This window comes from Ohtaekwangia sp., assembly GCF_036568665.1.
Lineage (GTDB): Bacteria > Bacteroidota > Bacteroidia > Cytophagales > Cyclobacteriaceae > Ohtaekwangia.
In genome coordinates, this window is sequence record NZ_DATCSD010000364.1 from 1 (window position 1) to 7,093 (window position 7,093).

Here is a 7,093-nt window from a genome sequence, read left to right on the forward strand (position 1 = left end):
TCTGCGCTTTTAATCTCGGGCAGCGACTGACGGGCAACGTCATATATCTCATCGCGTGTCTGGTCGATTACTAATTCCTGTGGATTGATCTGCGGTATCTCTACATCAAGACCTTGTGTTGCCGGTATCTGCAACGCCTGCTTCAAACGAAGAATCGACAATGCCAATGCGTTCTCCTGTTGTACCAGCGTTACTTCATTGCTGGCTAACTGTGCATCCAGGTTAAGCGTTTCGTATCGCGACAAGGCTCCTGCATCAACCTGCTTCTTCGCCTTTTCCAGTTGCTGCTTGGTAGATTCTACCAGGAATCGCGCGTTGTCTACCTGTTCTTTATTAAAGACTACATTGATGAATAAATTGGCAACGTTCAGAATAAGATCGTTCTTGGCTTTTGCCAGGTCCTGCTCATACGCTGCTACGGTGCGTTGATTCTGACGAATCGTGTTGTGTATTCTAAGCCCGTTAAATATAGGGAGCGATGCGTTTGCTGAAAGGTTCGAGGAGCGAATCTCCTGTGTAGTAAAGGAGTTACTTACCGGGTCCAGACCGCGACCCCAGCTATAGCCGTACGATGCGTTACCATTCACCGAAGGCAGACGCGAGAACTGCGCTTGCTTCAGATCTACTTCACTGCTGGCCACCGTATAGTTATTCCGTTGTACGGTCAGGTTATTGGCTAATGCATAGTCAATGCATTGCTGCAATGTCCACTTGGCAGTAGCAGGCGGAGTTTGCGCCTGTTGTTTAAGGGTATCGATCTGTGCCCGGCAGGTTGCTATAGCTGCCAGAAGAACGAAGGAGGCTAGTATTAATTTTCTCATGTATATATCAACAATCTATATCCGGTATATAAATAACTTGTTTAACCCAGCTAAGACTCCGCAGGTACGATAATGTTACAGGCTTTATACCGGAGTCCATTTCAATAACAAGACAGGCAACATCGTTTCTGCCCTTGCGCGATACCGACATGGTAGCAATGTTACAGTCATCGTGCGCCAGCACATCGGCTATAAAGGCTATACTACCTTTTACATCCTCGGCTGTGATGATCATCGTATGGAGGTTTGCACCGAAGTCGGCCTTGAAGCCATTTACTTCTGCTATATTAATGAGTCCTCCTCCGCGACTCTCGCCTACTACTTCCAGTGTATCCGTTCCCCGTTTCAGATTTAGCCTGATGGTATTGGGATGAAGTGTGGAAGCATTCCCGACAGATTTGAAGTGATAGTTCAGTCCCTGCGCTTTGGCAAGATCAAGCGATTCCTTGATCCGTTTATCATCGGTCTTGAAATCGAGCAGGCCGGCAATGATCGCGCGGTCACTCCCATGTCCTTCATACGTACGGGCAAACGAATTGTAAAATGTTATCTCGGCTTCGTCCGGCATTCCTCCCAACAACCTGTAAGCAGCACGTGCTATCCGGACTACCCCTGCCGTATGAGAACTCGATGGCCCTATCATTACGGGGCCGATCATATCAAAAACACTACTTTTTTCTGGCATACGGGTTAGAATACGCAATATGTCGCAAAAAGTATAACAGCGTTACACAAATTTTGCCTACAATTTTAAAATAAGTACCTGAGCGATGCGAACCGTTAGCGGTTAGTCGTTACACGCTGATGGTTAACCGTTAATCGGAATAAATGCCGAAAAGCTCCCACATTCCATTTATACTTCTACATTCGTTAATCGGTGTTCCTTGTTCGATATTCAATTCCGTTGTTTCCCGCATCCGATTAGCTATCGGGAGCAGACGAACGCAGATTAAAATGCAAATGTTTCCCACAGAATATCACAGAAGCGTAAAGCAGAAAGTGAAAAGCGTAAAGCAACTGAGACTTCCGGTCTTTCAGACTTTCTGTCTCTGCATCTATACTTCTACTTTCGTTAATCGGTATTCCTTGTTCGATATTCAGCTTTTCGCTTTCGGCTTAAAGCTTTAAGCTCAATGCTTATGCTCCCCGCCTTCGTACCATAGCTCTTGTATACTATGGAAGAGATCGTGCAGTTTGGTAAGTTCTTCGCCTATCGCTTTATCGTTACCGGCTTTTACGGTTTCTACAAAGGCAGCGGTGCCGGTCTTCAGCTCTTCGAGTTTCTTTTTGGTGTCTTCGGTATCTACTTTCCTGGGCAGCGGAGCATTAGCCCATTTCTCGGCAGACGTTGCCAGGTCTGACGCTTTTGCTTTGGCAGTTTCCAGGTTGGATGAATCTTTATACGGATGAAAAGCTTCTGCCATCAACATGTGAAATTCGTCCATCTCTTTCCACTCTTCATTGGCAACATCGGCTGCGGCAGCAGCTTCATGCTCGTGCGCATGTTCTTCTGCAGTCGCTTCTTTTTTACCGGAGCAGGCAGCCAGTATGCCGGTGGCAATCAAAAATAAAAACAGTATCGATCTTCTGTTCATAACGTTACGGGTTAGCCTGTAAAAATAAAAAACTTCTCTGTTATGATCGATCTTTACGCTTGTATTTACGATGTCCTTCCAATACCTGGATCAAACGCTTCAAGCCATCAAAGTATAGGGTAATGAACAATACCACTGTCATGCTCCAGATCACCGCGAGGTTGAAATATAGTGTATCGAATGTACCTCCGAGCAGATACTTCGTGGGTTGGTACAGGTTGGCAGAGAAATCGAACGGGTGGCGGGGCTTGTGCTCATCCTGGTAGATCGGGTATATCTTCTGCACCAGGTTTCCTTCGTACTCTACTATGCGATCGGCTGCCGATATATTCTTTACCGCATCACTCACCGCTTTGTTCACGTACTTCAGCTTCATGGCCTCAAACTCTTTTGCCTGCTGCGGAGTAGCCATCAGTGCGGCCACTTTCTTCTCCTTGATTGCCGCAGCATTATCTCCCTTCGATCCATAGTAACGTTTAAGCACCGAGAGAAAACTCATAGTGCTGGCATATACCGTTGAATCAAACTGTCCGATAGCAAGGCGTTCTACTTCCGGCAATTTATCTTCTCCCACCAGCAACAGCTCGCTTTTAATTTCACTCTGCAACAACTCGAATGTTTCCTCCATCTGCTCGTTGCTTTGGTTGCGCCATTGCGAGCGGTTATTGAGACAGTAGGCCAGCTTCGATTCAAGAGCCGGTATATAATATACCCGCTTATAGTCTGACTCGGCAGCTACTTTATCAAAATCATAAAACTGTTTTTCAAATGGGTTGTCTTTGAATTGCGTAACCATGTAAGCTTCGAACGCCCAGCGCGATGCCATCATCTCTCCCGCCACAGGTATACCTATCGGTTTGCCTACACGCGGATTGAACCGGTCGAAACTGATTACCACGCCACTCAATAGCAACTGCGGAATGATGAGCACAGGAATCAGTATATAAATAGTAACAGCCGAGTTGAATGATGCCGATATATTTAATCCCAGCATATTGGCAAAACACGAACTGCTAAAGAGTATAATCCAATAGCGAATCTCGGTTAATGGTATTCCCAGAATAGCATTCCCGATCAATGTAAACACCAATGTTTGAAAAGCGGATATACCAAACATGACCCCTACTTTCGAAACGAGGTAGCTGCTGCGGCTCAGGTGCAAAAACTTTTCGCGCTTCAATATCTTCCGGTCGCGGAATATTTCCTCAGCGCTCATCGTTAGTCCGAAGAACAACGCCACCACCACACTCATAAAGAAATATACCGGTATATTATAGTTGTTATAGAAGGTATATCGCGGGTCGCCCTCCAGCACATTATAGTATTTTACCATAAAGGCAATGAAGAATGCGAGCAGTGGTGCCTGCAGTATATTAATGAGCAGATACTGGCGGTTGGCCATCTTGGCCAGTATATCGCGTGTGATAAATACTTTTAACTGATCGAGCCAGGTAGGAATTTCCTGCACCACGGGCAGCGCTTCCTGCACATGCGTGATGCGTGGTATCTTGATCTTTTGCTTGAAGAACTGATACCATTGTCCCGGTGAAACTTTTCGCGTGTTGGTAAGACGCCCGTATTCATTTACCACTTTGGTTTCGATCATGCTAAAGATCTGCTCGGGATTTATATTCCCGCACTCGGGGCACGCCCCTTGTGTTTTATTGGCAGCATGCATGATGTCGCGGAAGTACATGACCGCTTCGATCGGATTACCATAGTATATCTGGAACCCTCCTACATCGAGAATGAGGAGTGTATCAAACATCTTGAATATATCAGACGATGGCTGGTGAATGACTACGAATACCATTTTACCGCGCAACGCGAGTTCCTTCAAAAGGTCCATGATATTCTCCGAGTCGCGTGACGATAATCCGGAAGTAGGTTCGTCTACAAACAGGATTGTTGGTTCGCGTAATAACTCGAGCGCTATATTTAAACGCTTGCGTTGTCCGCCACTGATCGTCTTGTTCATGGGAGAGCCTACCTTCAGACTTCGTATTTCGGTAAGGCCCAGATTCATGAGCGTGCGCATGACCAGTTCAACAAGCTGTCTTTCTTCGTAGTGACCGAAGCAAAGCTTGGCGGCATAGTATAGATTATCAAATACACTCAGGTCTTCAATGAGCAGATCATCCTGCGGCACATACCCGATTATACCATTTACCTTATTGGGCTGCTCATGTATATTGATACCGTTGATGAGCACTCTTCCACTGGAAGGTTTTTCAGAACCGTTCAATACATTCAGTAAAGTAGATTTACCGGAACCGCTCGCACCCATCAACCCGATAAGTTTACCACCACTCTCCGCTATATTCAGGTTTTGTATACCGGCCCTCCCGGTTTTGAAATGATAGAAGAGGTGATCGGCTGTAAACGTAAGGGTTGTCTGATGTTCTTTGGTGAGAAACTTGCCAATAACATCGCTATAGTATATCGGCCCTACTTTATCTCCTCGAATAGTACTCCCTGTAGGGAACACATCGATCTTCCGGCTTTTCAACAATATACTGTTGAGATATACGGTTGTAATGCCGAGGTATTTTATAAAGTATGTTTCGCTATCCGACAGGCGAAGCACGGCAATAAGACCGGTGAGATCTTTTTCAATGATGCGTGGTCCTTCATACTCACCGGAACCCTCATCAATGATGAGTACATTTTTCGATTCGAGTTCATCTATATCCTGGCCGGTAACAAATTGTTGCAGATCATGTACATCGTGCTGCGGTATCTTGAGCGCCTGCCCGATGTAAAAGATCAGGTTCCCTTGCCGGTCCGAGATATCATTATCAACAAAAAGCAGCTCAATAATCTTGATGATCAGCACCAGCTTCTGTTGCGTGGTGAGCGCCTGGTTCACCTGCTTTACAATCTGCATGATCTTCGCCCAATCGTCTACAAACTGTTGGGTGTCTTCATCCAGCGTACTAAGTTCCTGGCGTGTATTGATCTCGTTGGTTTGACAGAACTCGTCAAATAACTTGAGATAGTAATTCGTAGCCTCTCGATTCAGGTGAAGGCTGAGAAACTCCTTGATCTTCGTGCGTTCATCTTCTGTTATACGCTCACGAGCAACGATGGCAAAAAGTTGTATAATGGCCTTGAGCAGTTCTTCACTCATAGATTCAGTCTAGGTGCGACCAAAATAGTAATTAAAAAATTAAAAATGCGCACCGTTCGCAGATCATCTGAAACAAAAAAAGCCACCCTGCATATACAGAGCGGCTCTATGAATGGGCTATGATCCCTTTTTACTTTACAGAAACCTGACGGGTAATTCCGTTTACAGTTACCGTTACATTTTTACAATCGCCTACACCATAGTCAATTATAATTTCTTTCGTACCATCGATCACATATTTTTTGATACCATCAACAGCCATGAAGCATGTGCGCGTATACACCAGGTCTTCCTGCAGCGACACGGCATACGTTCTGCCACCACGGGTTGTACCGTTGGCTACACTGGATTTATCGATGATCAATTGGTCTTGCAAACGTGTTGCTCCTTTCTCCCACGACCAGGTAATGTTCGAGCTGCGTGTAGCCACATCGCCATCCGGGAAGGTTGCTTTACCATCCGTAAGCACTACATTAAATTTAGGAGCATCTTCTGTACTGCCGGTAACATTGGTAGATGTGCGCGTGCCTTCCAGCTTTATACCATTCACATAATAATTATCTGTAGTTTCCACCACAGTCGAGCCCGGCTGGAAACGTCTCTTATAGTAAGCAAAGATCAATTTACCTGAGCGAATATTACCTCTTGAATCTGTACATCCTGTTCCGAAATCAACCGTGATCGTACCTTTTGGAACATCGGCAGTAGAAGCCGCATCGCGTTCCAATGTAACGGTAGCACAGCTAAAGCGCGAGTCATCAATAGTAATAGTAACAGAGCCTTCTACACGGCCGGTACTCAACTGCGCTTCGCTGGGAGTTGCAATTGCAACGCTTCCCATGTCATCCATATCCTGGTAATACGAGTCAGTCACAGTTTCCTCTGAAATATCCTGTGTGTCTGATGCTGTTAAACGCTTATCTTCGTCCTGGCATGATGCCATCAGCGCTATAGCTGCGATCAGGCTTAAAGATGATGAGCGGGTGAAGAGATTTGTGATTTTCATAAATTGGTGAATTTTCTGTTGTGTTTGAGGTTTAGATTGTGACGGGGTTTAAAGGTTTAACGCCCGGAAAAAATTATTTTTGATCTTTAAAGAACTTTAACGGGCTAATGTAACCATGCGAGTAAGATTAATTCTGATTCTGAGTTTTGTGTGTGTGCTGGAGAGTGTTGCACAGATCCCTGTAAAGATTGCCAAACTGAAATACCAGGGCGGTGGCGATTGGTATGCCAACAAAACAGCATTACCTAATCTCATCGAGTTTTGTAATCGCGAGCTCAACATGACACTGGCCGATGAAGAAGATATAGTAGAAACGGGCAGCCGCGATATATTTCTGTATCCCTATATATATATGACTGGCCACGGCAACGTGGTGTTTACAGATGCGGATGCCAGCAACCTGCGCAAATACCTGACAGGCGGTGGCTTTCTGCACATTGACGATAATTATGGTCTCGATAAATTTATACGCATTGAACTAAAGAAAGTATTTCCGGAACTGGAACTGGTGGAATTACCATTCGATCACCCGATCTATCAC

General features: G+C 45.4%; 6 protein-coding genes. 1 reads left to right on the plus strand and 5 read right to left on the minus strand.

Annotated elements, in window-relative coordinates; all coding sequences use genetic code 11:
- From VIN08_RS20850 to VIN08_RS20870, 5 genes are all read right to left on the minus strand, one after another.
- On the minus strand, positions 1-821 hold an 821-nt coding region (locus tag VIN08_RS20850; RefSeq protein WP_331969245.1), incomplete at its 3' end, for a TolC family protein.
- A gap of 7 nt (positions 822-828) precedes the next feature.
- Positions 829-1,506, minus strand: a complete 678-nt coding sequence (sdaAB, locus tag VIN08_RS20855) for an L-serine ammonia-lyase, iron-sulfur-dependent subunit beta (RefSeq protein ID WP_331969247.1) — start codon at positions 1,504-1,506, stop codon at positions 829-831.
- Positions 1,507-1,951: 445 nt separating this feature from the next.
- The gene (locus tag VIN08_RS20860; RefSeq protein WP_331969250.1) at positions 1,952-2,416 is read right to left on the minus strand and encodes a hypothetical protein; all 465 of its coding nucleotides are present in this window, start codon (positions 2,414-2,416) and stop codon (positions 1,952-1,954) included.
- Positions 2,417-2,456: 40 nt separating this feature from the next.
- Positions 2,457-5,546 (minus strand): ATP-binding cassette domain-containing protein, encoded by a 3,090-nt coding sequence (locus VIN08_RS20865; RefSeq protein WP_331969253.1) that lies wholly within the window; start codon positions 5,544-5,546, stop codon positions 2,457-2,459.
- A 130-nt stretch (positions 5,547-5,676) separates the two neighbouring features.
- Entirely contained in the window at positions 5,677-6,552 is an 876-nt protein-coding gene (locus VIN08_RS20870; RefSeq protein ID WP_331969256.1) for a hypothetical protein, read from the minus strand.
- 115 nt (positions 6,553-6,667) lie between these two features.
- Here VIN08_RS20870 and VIN08_RS20875 point away from each other — a divergent pair.
- Positions 6,668-7,093: DUF4159 domain-containing protein (locus tag VIN08_RS20875; RefSeq protein WP_331969259.1), on the plus strand; the 426-nt coding region annotated here is incomplete at its 3' end.

Excerpts from the sequence above, each read along its gene's own strand:
- VIN08_RS20860 (WP_331969250.1), bottom strand. The coding sequence starts at position 2,416 with ATGAACAGAAGATCGATACTGTTTTTATTTTTGATTGCCACCGGCATA.
- sdaAB (WP_331969247.1), bottom strand. The coding sequence starts at position 1,506 with ATGCCAGAAAAAAGTAGTGTTTTTGATATGATCGGCCCCGTAATGATA.
- VIN08_RS20865 (WP_331969253.1), bottom strand. The coding sequence starts at position 5,546 with ATGAGTGAAGAACTGCTCAAGGCCATTATACAACTTTTTGCCATCGTT.
- VIN08_RS20870 (WP_331969256.1), bottom strand. The coding sequence starts at position 6,552 with ATGAAAATCACAAATCTCTTCACCCGCTCATCATCTTTAAGCCTGATC.